Here is a 20,713-nt window from a genome sequence, read left to right as displayed (position 1 = left end):
TTCAGCGATTCGCGGCGAACCGACTCAACCCGCCAAGTTCCCGGTTAGTTCCTCCCATCCCCCGCTTGTTTCACGACGATCCAACCACGCCTTATGAAATGACGCCAATCATTTAAAACCTATACAAAACATGTACAAGAAAAAATATCTGTACAACATTAATCCGAACAACAAACCATACACGCGTTTAAATAAAAACCCAGAGGCTAATTGATATCGCGCCATTCAATTCAACCTTCAAATAATTTGAACCTCCTGCCTTGCCCGCCCGACCAACTCAAACAACAAGGAGGGAAAATGAACAATCAACTTTTCATCATCGAATACTTTCTTCACGGCGAGCAGAAGTCTTTCATCATCAGGGCACCCACAATGAATAACGCCGAGGCTTGGCATTGGGCCTGTTGTGATGCGGGCATAGGCCGTATTCCCCGATTCGCCCGAGAGCGCGTCAAACGGATCAGTAAACCGCTCGCCGAACGCTATGGCGTCGAGAACGTGAAATGGTGGCGCTCCGGCGAAGCGCCCTTTGTTCCAAAACCCTATATCCCGCCGCCACCCGACTGACCGCCTGTTGCGACAGATAGCCGGGTTGATTCCCTTCATTTGAAAGACAAGCCAGAAAAAGGAGGACTGCGATGAACCGAGTAGCGAATAACAAAAAGACCACCCAAAACCGTTGGCTCGCGGCAACCGAACGCAGCAACCGCCTGTTCAGGGAGGCGGCCCGGTTGGATGACGAAGCCTACGACCTGCTCAGCGACGGTGTCGTCACCTCGGACACACTGGAGAAATTTCGCCTCGCCAAGGAGCAGGCCGCGGCCAGGTACGCGCAAGCCCGCAAGGCCTGGGAGCAAGCCAAGAATGAGTTTCAGCTAACCCCTGAAGACGCTGGCGACAGCTGCGGCTGATCCGCAGCCGTTGCCGGCCACCGCGTTCGGGCGCCGTCAGCCCAGCGACCCGTCAATGATCCGTGGCGTGAGCCGGTGGCCAGGGTGAAAGCCCCATCACGATGCCCTTTTGGAGAACAGTGAGGTGTTCAATGACCATGACCGTAGGCGATTTTCTGGTGCAACGCTTGTATCAATGGGGTGTTCGACGCCTCTATGGCTATCCGGGCGACGGCATCAACGGTGTCTTCGGTGCCCTCAACCGCAGCCAGGGCAAGATCGAGTTCATTCAGGCCCGGCACGAGGAAATGGCCGCCTTCATGGCCACGGCCCACGCCAAATTCACCGGCGAACCCGGCGTGTGTATCGCCACCTCAGGTCCGGGCGCTGCACACCTGCTGACGGGCCTCTATGATGCGCAGATGGATCATATGCCTGTACTGGCGATCGTTGGACAGCAGGCACGCACGGCGCTGGGCAGCCATTACCAGCAGGAATTGGATCTGGTGTCGATGTTCAAGGACGTCGCGGCCGCCTTCGTCCAGCAGGCCTCAACCCCTTCGCAGGTTCGCCACCTGGTCGACCGGGCACTGCGGATCGCCATCGGTGAGCGACGCGTCACAGCCTTGATTCTGCCCAACGATCTTCAGGACCTCGAATACGAGGAGCCAGGTCGCGCCCATGGCACCGCGCATTCCGGCTCAGGCTACAGTGCCCCGCGGGTGATCCCTCATGCGCAGGACCTGCAACGCGCGGCCGAGGTCCTGAACGCCGGGAACAAGGTGGCGATCCTGGTCGGCGCCGGCGCGTTGCAGGCCACCGAAGAGCTCATCGCCGTGGCCGAGAAGCTCGGAGCCGGCGTCGCCAAGGCGCTACTGGGCAAGGCAGCCCTGCCTGATGACCTGCCCTGGGTCACCGGCTGCATTGGCCTGCTGGGCACCGAGCCCAGCTACAAGCTGATGAACGAGTGCGACACCCTGCTGATGATCGGTTCCGGGTTTCCCTATGCCGAGTTCCTGCCCAGGGAAGGCCAGGCGCGTGCGGTGCAGATCGACCTGCGGCCCGGCATGCTCAGCCTGCGTTACCCGATGGAGGTCAATCTGCAGGGCGATGCCAGCCAGACCTTGCAGGCACTGCTGCCATTGCTTGAGCACAAGACACGCCGCCAGTGGCGCAAGAAGGTCGAAAGCTGGCGCGCCAGTTGGGACAGAACCCTGGAAAAACGCGCCCTGGCCAAGGCCGATCCGATCAATCCGCAACGGGTAGTGTTCGAACTCTCGCCCCGTCTTCCCGACCACGCCATCATCACCAGCGACTCCGGCTCCTGCGCCAACTGGTTTGCCCGCGACCTGCAGATCCGCCAGGGCATGCAGTGCTCGCTGTCCGGCGGCCTGGCCTCGATGGGGGCCGCGGTGCCGTATGCCATTGCCGCCAAGTTCGCCCACCCTCGGCGCACCGTGGTGGCGCTGGTCGGCGACGGCGCCATGCAGATGAACAACATGGCCGAACTGATTACCGTGGCCAAGTATTGGCGGCAGTGGGAAAGCCCCCGCTGGATCTGCGCCATCTTCAACAATGAAGACCTGAACCAGGTGACCTGGGAACAGCGCGTGATGGAAGGCGATCCCAAGTTCGAAGCCTCGCAGGGCATTCCGGACGTGCCCTACCACCTGTTTGCGATCTCCATCGGCCTCAAGGGCATCTTCGTCGAGCGCGAAGAGGACGTCGCCGCGGCCTGGGAGCAGGCCCTGGCCGCCGACTGCCCGGTGGTCATCGAGTTCAAGACCGACCCCAACGTGCCACCGCTGCCGGCGCATATCACGCTCGAACAGGCCAGAAAAATGGCCTCGACCCTGGCCCAGGGCGATCCCGATGAAGCAGGCATCCTCTTGCAGACCGCCAAACAGGTGATGAGCAGCGTACTGCCCAAACGCAAGAGGTGATGGGTCAGGCCTTGATGGTTCGCCGGCAGGCGCTACCCGATCTGGCGGCGCTTCCCTTTGACCGTTCGACTTTCCTGCTGTGTTAACGGCGCAACGCCACAGCTTTTCCAATGCTTTTATTTGCAATCCCTGCGCCCGGTCGAAGTCGGACCTTGTATGGCAGCCGTTCTGCCAGCCGCCACCGCTCATTTTCAATCAGGAGGAACCCATGCAAACCCAAGCTCATCACGCCCCACTCGAAGCCTGCAAACGGTTCGCGCTCGAACAGAACCGGCGACTGTTCGACAGGGCCTATGCCCTTCAGCATGCCGCCTATGAACTGCTGGAGCGCCCCGACCTCGATGCGGAAACCTTCAGCCATTACCAGACGCTGAAGGCCAAGGCGCAGAGTCAGGCCAGAGAAGCCATCGAGCATCTGCAACTGGTGGACCGGGATATCGCTTGAGCCCGATCGAGGCCACCGCCCGAAGGTGACCACCGCGCATGAATCACCGGCCTACGGCATTGCCCATGAGGTCAGACAGGAGGTAGAGCGCCAACTGAAGCCCCCCCTTATTTAAACCGGAGAACTTTCACTCATGAACTCACCACTCCAGAGCAAGCACATACTCATCATCACCTCAAACACCGGTATCGAAAGAGATGAACTGTTAAAACCGCTGCAGACCCTGCGTGAGCTGGGTGCGACGGTCACCCATGGGTCCAGCGAAGGCGGTGCGACCCAGACCTTCCTGCACGATACCGACAAGGACAGGCAGGTCGAATCCGACGCTCGATTGGCGGATCTGAACGGCGGCGGCTTCGATGCGCTGCTGATTCCCGGCGGTACCGTCAACGCCGATACGCTACGCCAGGATGGCGAGGCCCTTCGTCTGATCAACGACTTTGTCCAGGCAGGCAAGGTCGTTGCCGCCATCTGCCACGGGCCCTGGACATTGATTGACGCCGGCGTGATCGCAGGCAAAACGCTCACCTCCTACCCCAGCGTACGGACAGACCTGGTCAATGCCAAGGCTGAATGGATCGATGCCTCGGTCACGCAATGCCAGGCCAATGGCTGGACGCTGATCACCTCACGCAACCCCGGCGACCTGGACGATTTCAACCAGGCCATTGCGCAGGCGCTCGTGGCCGCCTGACGACCTCCCTGGCAGGTCATTCGGCGTCAGGCGATACAGCCGGCAACAGTCAGATGTCCCAGCGGTATCGCATTGGCTCCTACCGGACAACTCAATCCAGGCAACTTCGCATGAGTCGCCACTGAACGACCCATCGCTGAACTGCCCATCCCTGATTCTGATGGAGACGCACGTATGAAAATCTATCCTCGCCCTCCCTTTCCGTCCCAACCCCAATCCACTCCCGGCTCGCAGAAAGCCATGGATCCCTACCCCGATTGCGGGGAGCAAAGCTACCGGGGCTCCGGCCGCCTGCAAGGCAAGATTGCCTTGATTACCGGCGCCGACAGCGGCATCGGCCGCGCCGTGGCGATTGCCTTTGCGCGCGAAGGCGCCGATGTCGCCGTGGCCTACCTGGATGAACATGAAGATGCCCGGGAAACCGCGCGCTGGGTCGAACAGGCCGGTCGCCAGTGCCTGTTATTGCCCGGCGATATAGCGCAGAAAGAGCAATGCAGCGAACTGGTGGCCAAAACCGTCGAGACATTCGGGCGCATCGACGTGCTGGTCAACAATGCCGCCTACCAGATGACCCACGAGACCCTTGAGGACATTGCCGATGAGGAGTGGGTGCGAACCTTCGACATCAACATCACGGCGATCTTCCGCCTCTGCAAGGCGGCCCTGCCCCACATGGCCAGCGGCAGCTCGATCATCAATACCAGCTCGATCAACTCCGATGCGCCCAAGCCGACCCTGCTGCCCTATGCCACCACGAAGGGCGCGATTGCCAACTTCACTGCCGGCTTGGCGCAACTGCTCGGTCCCCAAGGCATTCGTGTCAACAGCGTGGCGCCCGGTCCGATATGGACACCCCTGATCGTGGCCACCATGCCGCCTGAAGAGGTCAGGAACTTCGGTCAACAGACGCCCCTCGGGCGGCCCGGCCAACCCGTGGAAGTCGCGCCGCTCTACGTGCTGCTGGCCTCTGACGAGTCCAGCTATGTCTCGGGGTCACGCTATGGCGTCACCGGCGGCAAACCGATCCTATAGGCTGGAGATACTCAATCGCTCACCCACCACCATTTCGGTGATCCAATCGATCAGAATGGAGGTATAGGCATCCTGCGCGACCTCGGTACTCAAGCTGTGGTCGGCGTCATCAATGATGCGGTGGGTGAGCGAATGGGTCTGTTGAAACGCAGCCCGGTAGCTCATGATCGTGGCATGGGGCACATGCTCATCATGCTCCGACTCGACAATCAGAACGTCTCCCCGAAACGCCGCACACGCTCTCAGGGCGCGGTTTTCAGTCGCCTGGATGTGACTCGCCCGGTACTGCATCAGATCCCTGCGATCGAGTTGGCGTTTGGCCATGTGCCAGTTTTCATCACGATAAATGGCGGGTACCCGCAGGGCCAGCCAGCGCACCTTGCGCAGCTGGCTGAGAATCGTCGCCAGGTAGCCACCATAGCTGGTGCCCACCACAGCGATCGATGAGGTGTCCAGGGCGGGATGCGCCAGCAACCGGTCATACGCGGCCAACAGGTCACGCAGGTTGTCTTCACGCGTGACCTGCGCCTGTCGGCTGTCCTCTGCGCCATGCCCGCGCAGATCGAAGGTCAGACAGATACAGCCCAGGCCGGCGATCCCCCGGGCACGCTTGAGGTCACGCTCCTGGCTCCCTCCCCAACCGTGCACGAACAACACGCCGGGGACCTTGGATCGGGGGCTCAGAAAATTGCCCGCGATGGAGTCTTCCTCGACGTTGATCCACACCGGTTCGCTGTTAGCAATCATGGTCATCGACCTGTGCATACTTGAGAATGAAATCACCCCGGCCATCAGGGCCGCGATACAGCACCCGTGCCGACTCAGGCAGCGGGCATTCGGCATGGGCCTCATGGGTGGAAGCACGAACGGCCTTCACCGCCGGGCGCTCACGAAACACCTGCAACGCTGCCAGTTCGGCCCCCGTCGCGCCGCCCACCCGCCAGGACTGCTCAAGCACGCCGAACTTCGATTCTCCCTCCCTGCCCATGCCCTGCAGCACGTCATAGTTGCGACGCGAAGCAAAGAAGCCCGGAAAGCTCAGCGCGGCGGCAGTGTCATAAACGCGCGCATACTCGATGGCCTTGCGCACTTGCGGCTCCAGGTCCCGCGCCAGCAGATCGACGTAGTCGCCACGTACCAGCAACAGGTCGGAGCCGGCGTACACCGACTCACCGTGCCGGTTCAGTACCTGGTGCTGGTGGCCGTGATAGGTCATCAGCAAACCGTCGATCAGGGTCTGTCCCACGCTGTGGGTCACGGCCTGTTCAAGGTTTTCCTCCAGGACGATGCCCTGGGCACAGGTGGGCTCATCAAGACCACTCAACCACTGCGCCAGATCGGTGCTGTCGTGCAACACCGCCTGGCCGGACCCGCCGCACGCCTGCACCTGCTTGACCCGCAAGGGCCCTGAGCGCAGCGCCTCAATAGCCGCGTGCCGGGCATCGTCCCGATCGAACACCGTCAGGCCCGCCAGCACCACGGCCCGCACCCGTTCCGCGAATTGGGGATTCCACCCCTGCGGCTGCCAGCGCGTTCGGGAAAGCAACGGGTGGGAAATCGCCTTGGTGGCCATGAAAGCGTGTTGCACATAGCCACCCAGCAGGTCCTCCACACCGCTGATGCCCAGTTCGACCCGCTCCTCACCGACCAGGGTGTGGGCAGGAACGAAATACAGCGCCTGCGCCGACTCGCGGTCCTGCGACCTGATGTCGGTGAATGACCAGCCGAGAATCTGTGCCAACCAGCGCGCCAGCGCCAGGTTGGTCTGTTCCTCATGCTCCCCGGCCCCGACACTGCCGTAGGCCACCACACACCGTTGCTTCGCCGTAACGCTCATGGGGAGGGCTCCCTTTGTTGACCCTATAGGGAAGCCGACTGACCCCGCGGATCAATAGTTCGGCCGGATCGATCAACGGAGCGTGGCCGTCGTGACGGCCTGCCGACCCGCAGGGCGCCGGCTATCCGGGGCGCACGGATTCTTCTTGAACTGCACGGCGCAAGGCCCGGTCGCAGCTACAGGGGACAGCTCGAAATCAGCCCCCTCGCGCCCGCGTGGTCCGCTCACAGTGAAGCCGACACGCGCAGGCCAGACCCGGAAGGAAGGAGGAGAACGGTGAACCAGGTCAACCCCGTACCAGGCCCAGCCAGCCTGCCACCGGCTGTCGATGCGATACATCGCCTGACGGTGCTCACCCTCAATGTGCACAAGGGCTTCAACCTGTTCAACCGGCGCTTCATCCTGCCGCAGTTGCGCGAGGCCGTACGCAGCACCGGGGCTGATCTGGTGTTTCTCCAGGAAGTGCATGGCAGCCATCGCCAACACGAGCAGCGCTACCCCGATTGGCCTTCATTGCCTCAGTACGAGTACCTGGCCGACAGCATGTGGCCGCAGTTCGCCTACGGACGCAACGCGGTGTATCCCCATGGGGATCACGGCAATGCCCTGCTCTCCAAATTTCCGATCCTGGCCTATGGCAACCGGGATGTTTCGGTCCAGGGCAACGAGCAGCGCGGGCTGCTCCACTGCACACTGGATGTGCCCGGGCATGCCCGGGTGTTCGCCATTTGCGTGCATCTGGGCCTGCGCGAAGCCCAGCGTCAGAATCAGATCGATCTGTTGTTCGATTACCTGGGGGCATTGCCCCCCGACGCGCCGGTGATCATCGCCGGGGATTTCAACGATTGGCGTCGACGCGCTGACCGCCGGCTCTGCGAGAAGTCCTGGGTCGAAGCCTTCGCCCAGCTTGAAGGTGCGCCGGCACGCAGCTTTCCTGCGCGGTTTCCCTGGCTACGCCTGGACCGGGTCTATGTGCGCAATGCTTCGCCCCTGGGCGCACGCGTGCTGAGCACACGCCCCTGGTCGCACCTGTCGGACCATGCGTCGCTGGTGGTGGAGCTGGCCCTGTGAACGCCCCCTGGCTGGAAGGTAATGACGTCCGGTTGCTGATCAATGGCAACGACTATTACCGCCGTGTCTTCGACAGCATCGGCCAGGCTCGCCAACGCGTGCTGCTTGAAACCTTCATCATCCAGGACGATGCCGTGGGCAAGGCGTTGCAGCAGGTGCTCGTCGAAGCCGCTCGACGGGGCGTGCAGATCGATGTCACGGTCGATGGCTACGGTACCGCCGACCTGCCTCCCGCCTTCATCCAGGCCCTGACCTCAGCGGGGGTGCGCCTGCATGTCTTCGATCCTCAACCGCGATGGATGGGCATGCGTACCAATCTCTTTCGGCGCCTGCACCGCAAGCTTGTCGTGATTGATGGCCAGCGGGCGTTTGTCGGCGGGCTCAACTATGGCGCCGATCACCTGGACGAATCCGGCCCCATGGCCAAACAGGACTATGCGGTGGAGGTGACCGGCCCCGTCGTGGCCCAGGTGCAGGCCTGCTGTCTGCGCCTGCTGGGCCAAGAGCCACCCGAGCAGCGGGCGGCGCCCGACGGCCGTCTGCGCGGACAGGCATGGGCACGGTTGCTTGACCGTGACAACCAGCATCACACCAATACGATCGAGGAGCAGTACCTGGCAGCCCTGCAGGCCGCCCGCTTTCGCGTGCTGATCGCCAACGCCTACTTCTTTCCGGGTTACCGGTTGCTGCGAGAGCTGCGTAACGCCGCCCGGCGGGGTGTGGAGGTGACGCTGATTCTGCAGGGGCAGCCGGACCTGCGTTGGGTGCGTGCCCTCTCCAGGCTGTTGTACAACCACCTGCTACGCGATGGCGTCAGGGTATTGGAATACTGTCGTCGGCCACTGCATGGAAAGGTCGCGCTGGTGGATGATCAATGGGCCACGGTGGGTTCGAGCAACCTCGATCCGTTGAGCCTGGCCTTGAACCTGGAAGCCAATCTCTTCATTCGCGATGACGTGTTCAACAAACACCTGCACGATCACCTTCAACAGCTCATCCGCCACGACTGCAAGCGGATCACCCTCGAGCGCATGGTCCGCGGCTTCTGGTGGAGGGCCCCGCTGATCTTCCTGTGCTTTCACTGCATCCGGCATTTTCCGACGATTGCCGGCTGGCTGCCGGCGCACAAGCAATACCTGCGCCCCCTGGCCCCCCACGCGCAGCCCATCAGTTGCCAGGAAGGAGAGCGCTGATGACGGGCAAGGCCTGGCAGGCCCGAAGCCGGCAGTGGCTGACACTGTGCTTTGTGGCGCTCGTCTGCACGCTGCTTTACTGGATGGCCCGCCACCTGGATTGGCACCAGGTCCTGCGTTCGATTCAAGGCTATGAACCCGGGACACTGCTGCTCGGTCTGGCGATGGCCCTGCTGAGCTACGCACTGGTCAGCGGTTATGACCTGCTCGCCCGCGCCTACACCGGCCACACGCTGCCGGTGCGGCATGTTCTGCCGGTGGCCTTTGTCTGTTATGCCTTCAACCTGAACTTCACCACCTGGATCGGCGGCATCGCCTTGCGTTTACGCCTCTACAAGCGCCTGGGGCTTGAAACAGCCACGGTCACGCAGATCATTACCCTGGGGATCGTCACCAACTGGATAGGTTATGCGGCCCTGGCCGGCGTGGTGTTTTCCCTGCGTCTGGTGACCTTGCCGGACAGCTGGAGCCTGGGGGCGCTCGGTTTGCAGCTCATCGGACTGACGCTGGTCGTCATCGCCGGGGGTTATCTGCTTGCCTGCGGGTGGGCCAGGCAAAGGGCCTGGGCCTGGGGCAGGTACGAGTTCACCTTACCCTCGCTGCGCCTGGCGCTGTTTCAGGTCGGGCTCGGTGCCAGCAACTGGGCGTTGATGGCGGGCCTCATGTTCCTGCTGCTCCCGGCTTCCTTGAGCTATCCTGCGGTCCTGGGGGTTCTGCTGATCAGTTGTGTCGCAGGCGTCATCACGCATATTCCCGCAGGGCTGGGTGTGCTGGAGGCGGTTTTTCTCGCCCTGCTCCACGACCAGCTTGACCAGGGCCCGCTGGTGGCCGCACTGCTGGGTTATCGAACGCTCTACTACCTCATCCCCCTGTTGCTCGCGGGCGCCAGCTACCTGGTACTGGAAAAGCGTGCCAAAGCCATGCGCCAATCGGCCAACGAGAGTCCTGGAGGGTAACGCCTGGAACCCTGGCCGAGCTTTTCCGTACTGTCGTTCAACCGAGGCCTGGGCCCTTGCGCTCGTCATCATTCCATGAGGTGTGCCATGTACGAAGACCGAAAGGAACACGCCTTACAGGCTTGGGAAAAACTGCTGGAAAAACCGGAGAGCCACATGAACGCCAAGGAGCAGCATGAAGAGCTCGTGCGGCTGGCCGATGAGTACTTCGACGAAGGCTTCATCGACGGCGACGAGCGCGCCGCGCTGCTCGGCAGGGCAGCTCGTGCCTACGCGAATGTGGTTGAGGGCGCTGATGACTCCCTCATTGATCCTGCGCAATGACCGAGATTTTTCCATTTCGCTCAAGTATGGCGAACTTGATCTGGTCCACGCGTTCGATGCCCTGGTTTGAACGTGCCGCTTCCATGAGATCCGCTTCGATCAGACGCGCCTGACGCAAGCGCTCATGCAGAATCCTGCCGTGCTCGACGAGAATCGTGGGCTCGCCGTCGATCAGCCGGGATATCGTCGAGAATCGTCGCTTCAACAGCGACAGGCCCACGTCCACCGCAATCAGCGTGACGATGACCACGATGGAGTTGGTCAACGAGAAATCGTCGCCAAGCAGCGCCTGCTGCGTGGCCTCGCCAATAATCATGAGCAATACCAGATCGAACGTGGTCAGCTCCGCCAGCGAGCGTCTTCCAGCGATTTTGAACAGGATCATCAAGGCCACGTACATCGCGGCCGCTCGTAACACGGAGTCCATGGTGCACCTACGGTAGGATGTATTGTGTCAGTTCAACGGGCGAGGAGCCCGCTATCGATACGCGGCTGCTGTAGCCTCCCAGGCCATCGCCTCGCAGCATCAGATAAAGCGTGGCCTGTCCTTGAGCGTCGGTCTGCAGCCAAAACCTGAGCCCCCGTGCGGAGCTGACCGTCCTGATCGGATCGGGTTGCAGGGTTTCAATGCTGAATCCCTCGAAAAGATCCCCGTCCAGCGCCAACTCGACCTGCGAATGGGCCCGGCCACTGGCAACGGCTATCTTCATGGGGTTGGTCGAGCCGTTGCGGTGAACGATCTCGTAGCGCAGCGTTACCCTGCCGTCCTGGCTGTGAAGCTCCCGGGTGCTCAGCGGCCCACGAGAAAAAACCCCGAGCAATGCCATCAACACGATAACGACCAAGCCATACCAACCCCACCGCTCAAATCGCCAGACTTTGAGCTGATAGGCCATGTCTTCGCGTACCGGGTAATCGCGACTTTGCTCGTCCGCGGATTCAGGCTGGTTCACGCAGCTCCTCCCATGCCCTCTCGCCGATCCTGCCTGCGGTGCACGACGGCGCGGTGGTGAACCGCAAGGCGTGCTTATGCAGACAAGCAATGATGTTTGCGGCGGTGGACATACCCCTTTCTCCCCAGGTGTTTTTCGACGGACGCCAAGGCTGTCACTGCCTCACCGACCGCTTGTGGTGGTCAAGACCGGATTGGCCCACCCGGCAGTCCTTGCGGATCGCCAGGTACCCTTCGCGCTCCATCACGACACGTTGCCTGTTCGGTGGAGTCTGCAAAGGGGGAAATTGTTCAGAAAAGCTGAGCGCAGGGGGAGCTGTTGCGGGGTGGCGTCAAAGATGAAGGGGGTGTTGAAGCAGATGCCCGGGGTGTAGACGAACCGACGCTTACGTGTACATCTTTTAGAATTCTGTACAACTTTTCAGGTGGCGGTACCCAGCTATTCGAGTTTTCACCTCGATAGGGCGATGTCAGGGTATTGGCACCTCAGGTGTCTGCGGACTCATCCGTCGCTCGCGCATTGAGCCTGAGCTCCTCCTTGATCTCTGCGACCAGAAGCGCAATGGCCCGAATCGACCTCAGACCTTGAGGGTCAATGCCGGTGACGGTGAGCTGCTCCTGCCGGGTATCTGCGTCCATCAGCTGAATCGTGAGGGTTTTCCCCTGATCGACCGTGCAGATGCACGGGGTTGGCAGAAATGCGGTTTCAATCAGACGACGCAATTCAAGAGTAGAAGGCATCGCAAGGGCGTCCCACTAGATAGGTGATTATTCATTCAGGAAGAAAACAAACCCAATTAATTGGGTGCGCACCGGGATTTATAGCAAGTTACTGAGAAGTTGAGCGTGCGGCCGAAATGTATCCCACGAAAGGGCATCCCGAGTCAATCCAGACTTGCTCACTGACAGATTCGGTTCTCATCGCTGCTCTTTATCAGCAAGCAGAAAGCCAAGCGGTCATTGCCATCACCTTAATATCAACCCCGCCAGCCTACTTATACGAAGCGGCACCCGACTTGTATAAGTTTATCCGAATGCCGCTCGTCGCCATTTTCGAAAAAAAAGAAAACACACCCATCGCCGCCACTCTCTGAATAGTTGCCGGCAGCACGAATTAGGCTGTGTACGAAATTGTTTGAAACGCAGGTTAGGCAAGGCAAAAACCGGCGAGGAACGCCCGGGGTCGCGCCCGACTTGACTGGTTGTCAATGAGCATTCCGAGCCGGTTTTTAACGCCGCATAACCAAGTTTCAAGCGATTTCGTACATAGCCTAGATCGCCAGAAAACATGCAGTCAAACCAAGGATATCGATCATGGGAACGTCAATTGATAAGCAGCACAATAATCGCCAGCGAGGCGTGGAAACACGTCCTGAAGCCAAGACTGGCCCGACCTCGAATTCACCCCCTTGTTACGAACATCAGCGAAGGATCAGACAGTCCGAAGCCATCGTCGGTGCATCTCAGACACCCCCCGTTTGTGAAAGAAACCTATTACACCATCCATAAGGCTGCGCTATTTGATAAAAACCCTGGCACATCAGCATTAAATTCTAAAAATCTCTCTGACAGAGAGGAAATCCAGCATGAGTACTCAAGACAAGCAAGGCCATATGAGTGTGAACGAAACCGCTAAACAGGGTGGTGGAAACAGCCATGGTAGCGGGCGCAACCGTTGACGTGCCTGATACAGGGGAGCTGCGCTCTCCTGTTTACCTCATGGAGCGAAACCATGCCTTTACACATTATCAACTTCACCGGGCCCATCACCGCCTCCACCTGCAGCCAACTGATCGAAAAGGCCTCAGCGGCCGTACAGCAAGACGCATCAGAGCTGGTGCTCAATATCGCGACCATGGGGGGTGAATGTAGCTACGGGTTTACCCTGTACAACTTTCTGTTGTCTCTGCCGATTCCCGTGCATACCCACAATCTGGGTACAGTCGAGTCGATGGGCAACATCATCTTCCTGGCTGGCGAGCGCAGGACCGCCTGCCAATACAGCAAGTTTCTATTTCATCCCTTTCATTGGCATGTTCAGGGTGCCGTAGATCATTCACGCATGTCCGAATATGCCATGAGCCTCGATTACGACCTGCAACTGTATGTGCGTATCGTAGCCGAGCGCACCCACGGCGCTATCGAAAAACTGGAAACCGAAAAATACCTGATCGCCGCACCGAGGATCATCGACCCGCAACAAGCGATCGCCGCCGGTCTGATCCATGCCATCGACTTGCCCATCATCAAGTCGGACTCGGTCAGCAGCTTCATTTATTCCTGACGACTTTGATTTAAACGGGAGAATCACAATGGACGAAGAAACGATTCGGCTCACCGCCTATCGCATCTGGGAGCAGCAAGGCAAACCTGAGGGCCGGGACTTTGTACACTGGCTACAAGCCAGGGATGAGTTGGGAGCGGCTGGCACTGACAAGTTGTCGGGCTCTGTCGAGAGCAGCGTCGCGCCACCTGAACCGGAACACTCAAAAAGCAAGGCACCCTCCTCGTCGACCCCGCGCAAAGTACGCAGCAAAAAGACCGCAACCTGAACCCGCCTATCCGGGCATGGCGCGCTTGTTCAAGAACCTCCACCATCCGTCGGCAAGCTGGAAAAACAATCGAGAAAGCTCAGGTTTTTTAAATCTCAATAGTGAGTCTGGTCACTCCAGGCTGCTCATAAGCACTCCTGTCTTGCCCGTACTCAGTGCGGGCTTTTTTATGGATTTTATCTGGCCAATGCACCCAGACGCCTGAGCCCATGCACCCACACGACAATACGCAAGGGCTGTATAGGGAGGTGGATTTCAGAGGTCTGTGCCGGTGTACGCTTTGCCTGACAACGACGGGATTTTCACCTGCCCTGGGTAGCCCTCTCCCAGGTTCACCATGACCAGCGCGGTCTTGCGCCGGTGTCACTGAGCGTCAAGCACGGCACGTATCTTTCGGGGTAGATCAGCAGGCTGATAAGGCTTGGGAAGCACCTCGAACTCATGCACCTGGATATTGGCCCGCTCGAGCGCGTCTTTCGCGTAGCCTGTGGTGAGCAGGATCCTCGTGTGCGGATACAGGCGGGATATCTCACGCGCCAGTGCCGCGCCGTCCATGTCCCCCGGCATGATCAAATCGCTGAACACCAGGTCGTAGGCCTTGTTCTGGAGCAGGGCCAATGCCTGGGCGGCATCGTGCGCGGTGTCTATCTGATAGCCGTAATCCGACAGAATCACCTGTGCCAGCTCGGCCACCTCGGGCCGGTCCTCCACAATCAGGATGCTTTCACAACCTTGCAGCGACAGAGGCGCTGTCGGCGCCTGCTCGTCGCAGTACTCGCTGTCATCTGCAGGAAAATACAGGCGTATCGTGGTGCCGACACCGGGGTATGAATGGATGCGGGCCGTGCCCCCCGATTGCCTGGCAAAGCCGTACACCATCGACAACCCCAGGCCAGAACCCTTGCCCTCTTCCTTGGTGGTGAAGAACGGCTGCACGACTTTGTCCTGGAGCTCCGCCGCTATCCCCTTGCCATTGTCACTCACCGAAAGGCTGACATAGCGCCCCTCTGCCAACCCCTCCCGTTGAAGCTTGGCGTCGCCTGGAATCCGCACGTTGCAGGTTTTGACGGTCACTGTCGGATCGACGCGGCCCTCCAGCGCCTCCTGGGCGTTCGTCAGCAACTGCAGGACCGCCAGCTCAGCCTGGCCAGGATCAATCAGGCAGTTCCACAGATCGTCGGCCAGATCAACCTGCAGGTGGACGTCATGCAGCGCACGCGCCATGACGCCGGGGCGGCTCAACAAGGTGTTCAGGTTGAACACACGACTCTCCAGCCGTTGCTTGCGCGAGAACGCCAGTAACTGCTGAGTCAGGGTTTGCGCCTTTTCGGCGGCGGCCCTGGCACGATTGGCGCTATTGAAAATACGCTGCGGATCGCTGCCAGGACGCTTTGCGCTCAACTGAATCAATTCCAGATAGCCCACCATCACCTGGAGGAGATTATTGAAATCGTGGGCAATACCGCCGGTGAGCTGCCCCAGTGCCTCGAGGTCCTGGGCCCGACGCCTGCGCAGCGCCACATCGTGACGCTGGCTCACATCCAACTGGGAGGCGAAAAAATACGTCAGTCGGCCACGTTCATCGAAGAGCGGGAAAATAAAGAGCTCGTTCCAGAAAGAGGAGCCGTCCTTGCGGTAATTGATCACCTCCACACACACTTCATGGTGCCGCCCGACCGCCAACTGCACCTGCCGTCGGGTGTCCTTGCAGGTCTGCGGGCCCTGCAGGAACCTGCAATTGCGTCCGATGACCTCGTCGTGCTCATACCCGGTCAGGGTCAGGAATGCCTGATTGGCAAAAATGATCGGATTATCCGGCTGCGCCGGATCGGTCACGATCATCGCGCTGTGGCTGGCGTCCATGGCTGCGAAGAAGCGGTCCTTGCGGTTGGAAGAAAGCGTCGTCAAATGCATGCCATCGACGACGGGCTTTTTCTGTCTTGCCAAGGTTCACCTCCCACTCAACGATGCGTTTTACATGGACCGTGAAAATGCTTCGGAGTGCAGCTTGATTCGTTTCTCGGCCTGTTGCGCCATCGCAGGAGCATGGCGTAGGCCGTCGAGCAGGTTGCCGTGAGGGTCGATCCAGCGCTTTCGAAGCGCTCCCTGATGCCTCTCGACTTGGCCTGCTCACCCCCTCGGAAAAAAATTCTCCCGGTGTCGCTTGACCAGGGAGAACGATCGTTCTACATTGAACTCATGAACCCACCCATGACGGATCGCGTGCTTAATCCGTTCACGGCCGGTTCGAGTCGGAGGGTCTTTCTGGCTGTGGATGATCAACACTGCGGGAGAAGTTTGGGGATCCAGATGATCCCCATCCGCAAGTTTGCGAAAGTGCGCAGGCAGAAACGACTGAATTATACGCTTGGGCTGACCGGGCACTGAATATCGAGCAAACGCTGAGTTTAAGCCGGGCAGTCAATAATATTAATGGAAGGCGCAATCACTATGGCACCCGCGCTGGATGATTATCGCGCAGCCGACCATGCAAGGGAATTTGCATAGTTGTTGTTAGAGGCCTCCTCATAAGGGCCTGAGTTTCAAAAGACGTTACCCATACCGATTTATCCAACCAGACTGGAGGCACTACCATGTCCAATGCCCAAACTCGCCCGCCACTTCCTCCCTTCACTCGCGAATCGGCGATTGAGAAAGTCCGACTCGCCGAAGACGGCTGGAACAGCCGCGATGCCGAAAAGGTCTCGCTCGCCTATACACTGGATACCCAATGGCGTAACCGCGCTGAATTCGCGACCAATCGCGAAGAGGCCAAGGGCTTTCTCACCCGCAAATGGAAGAAAGAGCTGGACTATCGCCTGATCAAGGAACTCTGGGCCTTTACCGATAACCGCATCGCCGTCCGTTACGCCTACGAGTGGCATGATGATTCCGGTAACTGGTTCCGCTCCTACGGTAACGAAAACTGGGAATTTGAAGCGGATGGTCTGATGCGCCGCCGATTCGCCTGCATCAACGACATGCCGATCAAGGAAAGCGAACGCAAGTTCCACTGGCCACTGGGGCGCCGTCCGGATGATCATCCAGGCCTGACAGAACTTGGGCTGTAAGTTGTCCCATCAATCCAGATCCATCTTTATATCTCAAGTTGGTCAACTGGATAGGGCGTGACGAAAACCATTCGTTCAATATGAACGCTCTATAACGCAAGTACGGCTCCAAGCGTGATGACACTGCGCGGCGAAACTTCAGTTTCGAGGAGCCGTACGCCTGCGCCATAGAGTTTTGATACTACTGGCGAGCGCGTTATTTACGACGTCAGCGTTGGGTAACAGCCGCGTCGTCAACGCAAGTAAAGTTGCGCCAATATCGCTTCAACGCGCCTTTCTCCAAGGCCGGCCATTCAATACAAGCCAGATTGACTTGAACATCCCGTTAACCCCCGCCAAGCATCCAGCAGACCTGGCCCTTCTCAAGAAGGATCAGGTCTGCTGATAAGGCCGATCCCTACTCGCTCACAGATACCGCAGCCGCACCCGCCCCAAGCAGGCTCCATGACTGCCGAACTCATCCTGTTCAACGGCAAAACCGCGAAACGCCTGGCGCCACTGCCGTTGCCAGCAAGGAAGGCCACGGGCAACGATGGCCGCTGCGCCTGCACCCCACTGATCCCACATCGATCACACGCCTGCCAGAACCTCATCCAGCATCTGCGGCCAGAAACTGATCCAAGGCTTGTTTATGATTGAGTCGAAGCGTGCCAGAAAAACGAGGAAGTCAACCGCGAGCATGCGGTCGAATGTGGACTTGGCGGAACGGATCGCAACGACCGCGTTGAAACGTCAGGACGCGGAATGAGGAAGGGTTGGCTCACGAGAACCGGGCCCCGCGACTGCGGCCAAGGTCCCCCGCCGCTGGCGCCGCATGATCGGGCGCCAGACAGGCTGACGAGAGGCATGATCAGTGGGTACAGCCAGTCCCCATGACGTGGTACGCGATGGTGTGCCGAATGCCCTTGGAGTCGTCATAAGTCATCTGCACAGGCACTACGCCGCAGACGTCCGGTATTTCGGTACTGGCGACCACGTGGGCGATATCCAGGTCCTGAGCGTCACGATAGGACTCGACGGTAACCTGCGGGGTTTGGGCAGTGAGTTCATCGGCTACTGCAACGGAACAAAGACCACCCAGGAATAAAGCGAATAAATATTTCATGGCAACTCACCTGTATTGAGGGCGAAAAAAGGCCTGGCTTCACGCCGGGGTGGCGCAGCCTGAGATAAGGGGTTGGGGGGTAGCCCGGTCGCCGTCAGACGCCGGGCAGACTCACAGCAGGGTCAGAAAGGCTTGGTCGGCAGATACTTGCCATCCAGGGTGATCACGGCACGGGAACCGCCTTCCGGATCTTCGACCTTCTTGATGTCCAGCTTGAAGTTGATGGCGCTGATGATGCCGTCGCCAAACTTCTCGTGGACCAGAGCCTTGAGGGTGGTGCCGTAGACCTGCAGCATTTCGTAGAAGCGATAGAGGGTGGGGTCGGTCGGTACGCTGTTCTCGAAGCAGCCACGAACCGGGACGGTCTGCAGCAAGGCGATGCCGTCGGCGTCAAGGTCCAGCTTTTCGCCCACGACCTTCGCGGCGTTGGCAGGCAGCGGGTGCTGACCCAGCAGGGCTGCCGTGACGAAGGCTTCGGACAGGCCGGTACCCTCGGTGAGTTGCGCGTAGGACAGGCCTTTGCGGGCCTTGGCCATCACGATGATTTCAGTCAGGGCCTGGCGAAGGCTTTTGGTGGCTTGTGTCTGGATCATGGGGTTATCTCCTCGGTTGATATCGGGTTCAGGCAACTTGCCTGGCTGGTTTGGAAACGGCGTGGACTTGCGGATGGTCGGCGAGGGACACAAAGGTCCCGGTACTGCCATCGAAGGCGTCGATACGCCCGCTCTCGATGTCATAGATCCAGCCGTGCAGGGTCACGCGGCCCTCTTCAAGGGCCAGGCGCACCGACGGGTGAGTCTGGATGTTGGCCAACTGCGCAATCACGTTTTCGCGCACCATGGCCGCGACCTTGGTCGGCTGGTCCGGATGCTGGCGGGCCTCATTCACCACCCGGGCGGAATCGGCATAGCGCAACCAGCCCGCCACAGCGGGCATGTGGTCCAGGCACTTGCAGGTGGCAATGGCGGTCATCGCCCCGCAATCGGAGTGACCGCAGATGACGATGTCGGCGACCTGCAGCGCGGCGACGGCATATTCGACCGAGGCCGACACACCGCCCGGCTCAGGGCCATAGGAAGGCACGATGTTGCCCGCGTTGCGGATCACGAACAGATCGCCTGGTTCGCGCTGGGTGACCAGCTCAGGCACCAGCCGACTGTCAGAGCATGAGATGAACAACGCCCTTGGGCTCTGCTGCGTGGCCAGGTCCTGGAACAGCTTGATCCGCTCGGGAAAGGCGTCCCTCTGGAATTTCAGAAAACCGTCAATGATGTCCTTCATGGCTTCGTCCTCGATGTCGCGGGTTGTTGAAGCCAAGATTAGGGGTGGACTTACATAAGGTAAAAGTCTCATTTATTATGCTGTTGATCAGATTATCTTATGGATAAATCCATGCTTGCCCGACACATCCAGTATTTCCTCGCCGTGGCGGAGCATCACAGCTTCACGCGGGCCGCTGCGGCGTTGCATGTCTCCCAGCCTGCGCTGTCCCAGCAGGTCAAGCTCCTGGAAGAAAGTCTCGGCGCCCAGCTGTTCGATCGCTCTGGACGCACGACCTGTCTGACCGATGCCGGGGAGGTCTATTTACAGTATGCGCGCCGGGCCTCACAGGAACTGCGCGAAGCCAGGCGAGCCATCCATGATGTGAGCGACCTCAGTCGCGGGTCGTTGCGGGTGGCGGTGACACCGACCTTCACGACCTACCTGGTGGGCCCCCTGGTCGAGGCATTCCACTCGCGTTACCCGCAGATCACCCTGAACGTGCAGGAGATCTCCCAGGAGCGCATGGAGGACCTGCTCATCGCTGGAGCGTTGGACGTGGGGATCGCGTTCGATGAAATACACACCCCGGACATCGATTCCCTGCCCTTGCTGATCGAAACCCTCGCCCTGGTGGTGAACCGCACCCACCCCCTGGCGCAGGAAAGTTCCATTGGCCCTCAGGCCCTGAGCGGCGAGTCGCTGGTTCTACTCAGCACGGAATTCGCGACCCGCGAACAGATCGATCGCTACTGCCGCGAGCACGGAATACGCCCTGAAGTGCGGATGGAGGCCAATGCACTCGGTGCAGTGATCGAAATCGTTCGCAGGACCACGCTGTCGACTTTGTTGCCCGCGAACACCGCCTTCGCCCACGGCGACCTGGTGGCGATCGCACTCGAGCCCGAACGCTTGCAGCGCACCGCCGTCCTTATGCAGCGCAAAGGCGCCTACCAGAGCGCCGCGGCTCGGGTTTTCATCGAGCTGGCGAAAGAAGTCTCTGCTCAACTGAACGAATGAGGGTCTAGAAGCCGCTGACCGGCTGGAGACGGCAGCCACGACAGGTCGGTTGAAGTCGAGGGGTCAGTGCCGAAAAGTCATGGTGCATTCAGGCGACCACCGGCCAGGCCTGCACATCTATCTGAAATCCACACTACTAGGGTCTGTATGATAAAGCCTCTTCCGGGCCCTTACCCGAAGTGCTGTATCCGCTCCGATACATGAACCTCGCTCACCAACTAAAACTCATTGGCGTCAATCAAGAACCCGGTTAGCCAGTCCAATTTTCCCACAAGAGGAATTGGCAAAAACCGAAAACCAGAATCCATGATGCTAGACAAAACACGACAGACATGATGGCATACAGGAGCATGTCACGTGATCAGTAG

Annotated in this window: 24 protein-coding genes; 15 read left to right on the top strand and 9 right to left on the bottom strand. The window is 59.7% G+C overall.

The annotated features are described in order from the left end of the window. Window positions 1-297: 297 nt before the first annotated feature. The 6 genes from ACMGT0_RS12490 to ACMGT0_RS12465 all read left to right on the top strand — a co-directional run bounded on the left by ACMGT0_RS12490 (window position 298) and on the right by ACMGT0_RS12465 (window position 5,004). Window positions 298-567: a DUF6555 family protein gene (locus ACMGT0_RS12490; RefSeq protein WP_054056907.1), complete on the top strand. Its 270-nt coding sequence runs from the start codon at window positions 298-300 to the stop codon at window positions 565-567. Window positions 568-638: 71 nt separating this feature from the next. Beyond that, window positions 639-911 carry a hypothetical protein gene (locus tag ACMGT0_RS12485; protein ID WP_054056908.1) on the top strand — a complete coding sequence of 91 codons (273 nt, stop codon included), beginning with the start codon at window positions 639-641 and terminating at the stop codon, window positions 909-911. A 131-nt stretch (window positions 912-1,042) separates the two neighbouring features. Beyond that, entirely contained in the window at window positions 1,043-2,833 is a 1,791-nt protein-coding gene (locus tag ACMGT0_RS12480) for a thiamine pyrophosphate-requiring protein (protein WP_416772816.1), read from the top strand. A gap of 208 nt (window positions 2,834-3,041) precedes the next feature. Beyond that, window positions 3,042-3,278 carry a hypothetical protein gene (locus ACMGT0_RS12475; RefSeq protein WP_054056910.1) on the top strand — a complete coding sequence of 79 codons (237 nt, stop codon included), beginning with the start codon at window positions 3,042-3,044 and terminating at the stop codon, window positions 3,276-3,278. A gap of 133 nt (window positions 3,279-3,411) precedes the next feature. Beyond that, window positions 3,412-3,972, top strand: coding sequence for a type 1 glutamine amidotransferase domain-containing protein (locus ACMGT0_RS12470; RefSeq protein ID WP_054056911.1), 561 nt, complete (start codon window positions 3,412-3,414; stop codon window positions 3,970-3,972). Window positions 3,973-4,146: 174 nt separating this feature from the next. After that, a complete protein-coding gene (locus ACMGT0_RS12465; RefSeq protein WP_416772814.1) occupies window positions 4,147-5,004 on the top strand; it encodes an SDR family oxidoreductase in 858 nt (285 codons plus the stop codon). On the opposite strand, the gene ACMGT0_RS12460 is transcribed toward ACMGT0_RS12465, so the two are convergent. Further along, window positions 4,999-5,751 carry an alpha/beta hydrolase family protein gene (locus ACMGT0_RS12460; protein WP_054056931.1) on the bottom strand — a complete coding sequence of 251 codons (753 nt, stop codon included), beginning with the start codon at window positions 5,749-5,751 and terminating at the stop codon, window positions 4,999-5,001. The genes ACMGT0_RS12465 and ACMGT0_RS12460 overlap by 6 nt on opposite strands. Further along, window positions 5,741-6,841, bottom strand: a complete 1,101-nt coding sequence (locus ACMGT0_RS12455) for a DUF3182 family protein (protein WP_416772812.1) — start codon at window positions 6,839-6,841, stop codon at window positions 5,741-5,743. The genes ACMGT0_RS12460 and ACMGT0_RS12455 overlap by 11 nt, the downstream gene beginning before the upstream one ends. A gap of 276 nt (window positions 6,842-7,117) precedes the next feature. Here ACMGT0_RS12455 and ACMGT0_RS12450 point away from each other — a divergent pair, with 276 nt between their 5' ends. The 4 genes from ACMGT0_RS12450 (at window position 7,118) to ACMGT0_RS12435 (ending at window position 10,385) form a co-directional block, all read left to right on the top strand. Further along, window positions 7,118-7,912 carry an endonuclease/exonuclease/phosphatase family protein gene (locus ACMGT0_RS12450; RefSeq protein ID WP_054056914.1) on the top strand — a complete coding sequence of 265 codons (795 nt, stop codon included), beginning with the start codon at window positions 7,118-7,120 and terminating at the stop codon, window positions 7,910-7,912. Continuing rightward, window positions 7,909-9,105, top strand: coding sequence for a cardiolipin synthase ClsB (clsB, locus tag ACMGT0_RS12445; RefSeq protein WP_054056915.1), 1,197 nt, complete (start codon window positions 7,909-7,911; stop codon window positions 9,103-9,105). Before ACMGT0_RS12450 ends, clsB begins: the two co-directional genes overlap by 4 nt. Beyond that, on the top strand, window positions 9,105-10,061 hold the full coding sequence (locus ACMGT0_RS12440) for a lysylphosphatidylglycerol synthase domain-containing protein (protein WP_416772810.1): 957 nt from the start codon (window positions 9,105-9,107) through the stop codon (window positions 10,059-10,061). The genes clsB and ACMGT0_RS12440 overlap by 1 nt, the downstream gene beginning before the upstream one ends. Window positions 10,062-10,148: 87 nt before the next feature. Next, a complete protein-coding gene (locus ACMGT0_RS12435; protein ID WP_416772808.1) occupies window positions 10,149-10,385 on the top strand; it encodes a hypothetical protein in 237 nt (78 codons plus the stop codon). Here ACMGT0_RS12435 and ACMGT0_RS12430 read toward each other — a convergent pair. From ACMGT0_RS12430 to ACMGT0_RS12420, 3 genes are all read right to left on the bottom strand, one after another. Next, window positions 10,366-10,812 carry a DUF421 domain-containing protein gene (locus tag ACMGT0_RS12430; RefSeq protein WP_054056918.1) on the bottom strand — a complete coding sequence of 149 codons (447 nt, stop codon included), beginning with the start codon at window positions 10,810-10,812 and terminating at the stop codon, window positions 10,366-10,368. The two genes, ACMGT0_RS12435 and ACMGT0_RS12430, sit on opposite strands and share 20 nt — an antisense overlap. A 7-nt stretch (window positions 10,813-10,819) precedes the next feature. Beyond that, window positions 10,820-11,338 carry a hypothetical protein gene (locus ACMGT0_RS12425; RefSeq protein ID WP_239687905.1) on the bottom strand — a complete coding sequence of 173 codons (519 nt, stop codon included), beginning with the start codon at window positions 11,336-11,338 and terminating at the stop codon, window positions 10,820-10,822. A gap of 485 nt (window positions 11,339-11,823) precedes the next feature. Beyond that, on the bottom strand, window positions 11,824-12,078 hold the full coding sequence (locus ACMGT0_RS12420) for a DUF1652 domain-containing protein (RefSeq protein ID WP_054056919.1): 255 nt from the start codon (window positions 12,076-12,078) through the stop codon (window positions 11,824-11,826). A 991-nt stretch (window positions 12,079-13,069) separates the two neighbouring features. On the opposite strand from ACMGT0_RS12420, the gene ACMGT0_RS12415 reads away from it, so the two are divergent. Together ACMGT0_RS12415 and ACMGT0_RS12410 are read left to right on the top strand one after the other, a co-directional pair. Then, entirely contained in the window at window positions 13,070-13,621 is a 552-nt protein-coding gene (locus tag ACMGT0_RS12415; RefSeq protein WP_054062763.1) for an ATP-dependent Clp protease proteolytic subunit, read from the top strand. A 28-nt stretch (window positions 13,622-13,649) separates the two neighbouring features. Continuing rightward, window positions 13,650-13,889, top strand: a complete 240-nt coding sequence (locus ACMGT0_RS12410) for a DUF2934 domain-containing protein (RefSeq protein WP_081005885.1) — start codon at window positions 13,650-13,652, stop codon at window positions 13,887-13,889. A gap of 363 nt (window positions 13,890-14,252) precedes the next feature. Here ACMGT0_RS12410 and ACMGT0_RS12405 read toward each other — a convergent pair whose 3' ends face one another. Then, complete coding sequence (locus ACMGT0_RS12405; RefSeq protein WP_081005886.1) at window positions 14,253-15,836, bottom strand: histidine kinase famiy protein; 1,584 nt, start codon at window positions 15,834-15,836, stop codon at window positions 14,253-14,255. Between the two features lie 647 nt (window positions 15,837-16,483). On the opposite strand from ACMGT0_RS12405, the gene ACMGT0_RS12400 reads away from it, so the two are divergent. Both ACMGT0_RS12400 and ACMGT0_RS12395 read left to right on the top strand, forming a co-directional pair. Next, complete coding sequence (locus tag ACMGT0_RS12400; RefSeq protein WP_054056923.1) at window positions 16,484-16,960, top strand: DUF1348 family protein; 477 nt, start codon at window positions 16,484-16,486, stop codon at window positions 16,958-16,960. A gap of 444 nt (window positions 16,961-17,404) precedes the next feature. Further along, complete coding sequence (locus ACMGT0_RS12395) at window positions 17,405-17,599, top strand: hypothetical protein (protein ID WP_416772804.1); 195 nt, start codon at window positions 17,405-17,407, stop codon at window positions 17,597-17,599. A 211-nt stretch (window positions 17,600-17,810) separates the two neighbouring features. On the opposite strand, the gene ACMGT0_RS12390 is transcribed toward ACMGT0_RS12395, so the two are convergent. The 3 genes from ACMGT0_RS12390 to ACMGT0_RS12380 all read right to left on the bottom strand — a co-directional run bounded on the left by ACMGT0_RS12390 (window position 17,811) and on the right by ACMGT0_RS12380 (window position 19,346). Beyond that, window positions 17,811-18,065: a DUF2790 domain-containing protein gene (locus ACMGT0_RS12390; RefSeq protein WP_054056924.1), complete on the bottom strand. Its 255-nt coding sequence runs from the start codon at window positions 18,063-18,065 to the stop codon at window positions 17,811-17,813. A gap of 122 nt (window positions 18,066-18,187) precedes the next feature. Beyond that, window positions 18,188-18,658: a cyanase gene (gene cynS, locus ACMGT0_RS12385; protein ID WP_054056925.1), complete on the bottom strand. Its 471-nt coding sequence runs from the start codon at window positions 18,656-18,658 to the stop codon at window positions 18,188-18,190. 28 nt (window positions 18,659-18,686) lie between these two features. Then, the gene (locus ACMGT0_RS12380; RefSeq protein ID WP_054056926.1) at window positions 18,687-19,346 is read right to left on the bottom strand and encodes a carbonic anhydrase; all 660 of its coding nucleotides are present in this window, start codon (window positions 19,344-19,346) and stop codon (window positions 18,687-18,689) included. Window positions 19,347-19,457: 111 nt separating this feature from the next. Here ACMGT0_RS12380 and cynR point away from each other — a divergent pair, with 111 nt between their 5' ends. After that, the gene (gene cynR / locus ACMGT0_RS12375; protein ID WP_054062765.1) at window positions 19,458-20,345 is read left to right on the top strand and encodes a transcriptional regulator CynR; all 888 of its coding nucleotides are present in this window, start codon (window positions 19,458-19,460) and stop codon (window positions 20,343-20,345) included. The last annotated feature ends 368 nt before the right edge of the window (window positions 20,346-20,713 follow it).

This window comes from Pseudomonas sp. RHF3.3-3, assembly GCF_048069595.1.
Lineage (GTDB): Bacteria > Pseudomonadota > Gammaproteobacteria > Pseudomonadales > Pseudomonadaceae > Aquipseudomonas > Aquipseudomonas fuscovaginae_B.
The sequence above is the reverse complement of the archived record's forward strand: the minus strand, read 5'-3'. Positions and strand labels throughout refer to the sequence as shown.